The organism is Allobosea sp. CCNWLY174, assembly GCF_037120455.1.
GTDB classification, from domain to species: domain Bacteria; phylum Pseudomonadota; class Alphaproteobacteria; order Rhizobiales; family Beijerinckiaceae; genus Allobosea; species Allobosea lupini.
The window spans coordinates 1-1552 of the sequence record NZ_JBBBBQ010000024.1; the positions used below are offsets into that span (position 1 = coordinate 1).

Below are 1552 nucleotides of genomic sequence, written 5' to 3' on the forward strand. Positions count from 1 at the left end.
AGGTCGTTCGAGATGATCGAATAGAGCTGGAAGGTGAGGTTGCCCATGTATTGGGGTGCGATCACCCCCATCTCGATCGCGATGAAGCCGAAGAACAGGCCCACCGCAGCCAGAGAGAACGCCGCTGGGTAGCCGATGAGCAGAAAAAGGACCACGCCCCCAAACATCATGGGGCCGAGATTGTCGCGGATCGTGTCGATCATTGCAGCGGCTTCTCGTAAGCGTATTCGTGCTGGTGGAAGCCGCGCAGCGCTGCGGCGCGCTTGATCATCTCGGAGAGGCCCTGGAGCATGATCAGCACGAAACCGACCGGCAGCAGCAGGATGACCGGCCAGCGGACCAGGCCGCCGGCATTGTTCGAGGCCTCGTTGAGCGTCCAGGACTGGACGAACCAGGGCCAGGTGAACCAGATCATCACCAGGCACATCGGCAGCAGGAAGACCGCGCCGCCGAGCAGGTCGATCCAGTGGCGGATGCGGTCGGAGACGGCGCCGTAGAACAGGTCGACGCGGACATGCTCGTTGACCCGCAGCGTATAGGCCGAGCCCAGCAGCACCATGCCGGCGAACATGTACCACTGCAGTTCGAGCCAGGCGTTCGAGCTGTAGGAGACGAGGTAACGGATCGTGGCGTTGCCGGCGCTGACGAGGCAGGCCAGCAGCACGAGCCAGCTTGCAATGACGCCGAGCACGCTGCTGATGCGATCGATGAAGCGGGCCAGCGGCATCAGCTGACGGCAGAAGAACCAGGCGATCGCCACGACGCCTGCCATGGCGCCGATGGTGGCAAGCGCCAGCCAGAGCTTGAACATGATTCCCCGCGCGACTGCGACGTTTCCCCGAACGCCGCCGTTAGCAGCTACGCCCTTATCCGTTCCATGATACGGATCGGCTTACTGCATAGCCTCGCCATAGCCAGAAGCGACGAGCTGCTCCTGGGTGCGCAGGCGGTAGCCGACGGCGAGCTCGGTCACCACATAGATCGGCCGGGCCGGATTCGGCTCGATGCGATTGCGCAGCTTTTTCATCAGGATACGCAGGTATTGCACATCCTCGTCCGGCTCCTGCGGCCAAAGCTCCCGCATCAGTTGCCGATGCGTCATGACGCTGCCGTGGTGAACGGCCAGAATGCGCAGCAGCGCGAATTGCTTGGGCGAAAGTATGATCGCGCTGCCGTCCCGGCTGACGAGCCGGCGCGCGAGATCGACTGAAAGCCCGCCAACGCGGATGACTGGCTCGGGCGCGTCCTGCCGCACGGCACGCCGCAGCACGACGCGGGCGCGGGCCAGAAGCTCGGCCATGCCGAAGGGCTTGACGATGTAGTCGTCGGCCCCCCCTTCGAGGAGCTTGACCTTCTCGGCTTCCGACTTGCGCACGGAGAGCACGATGATCGGGGCATGCGACCAGCCGCGCAGCGCCTCGACGACGGTGGCGCCGTCGGCATCGGGCAGACCGAGATCGAGCACGACGAGGTCCGGCTGACGCATCACGGCGAGCTCCTTCGCCTGCCGCGCGGTTTCGGCCTCGACGACGCGGAAGCCGTGCATCTCCAG

Annotated in this window: 2 protein-coding genes and 1 pseudogene; all 3 read right to left on the reverse strand. The window is 64.7% G+C overall.

The window, feature by feature from the left end:
• Positions 1-203, reverse strand: a pseudogene (locus V7S63_RS28660) (C4-dicarboxylate ABC transporter); the annotation flags it as partial.
• On the reverse strand, positions 200-772 hold the full coding sequence (locus V7S63_RS28665) for a TRAP transporter small permease subunit (RefSeq protein ID WP_336532831.1): 573 nt from the start codon (positions 770-772) through the stop codon (positions 200-202). The gene V7S63_RS28665 and the pseudogene V7S63_RS28660, both read right to left, overlap by 4 nt.
• Before the next feature lie 120 nt (positions 773-892).
• The coding region (locus tag V7S63_RS28670) for a response regulator (RefSeq protein WP_336532829.1) at positions 893-1552 on the reverse strand (660 nt) is incomplete at its 5' end.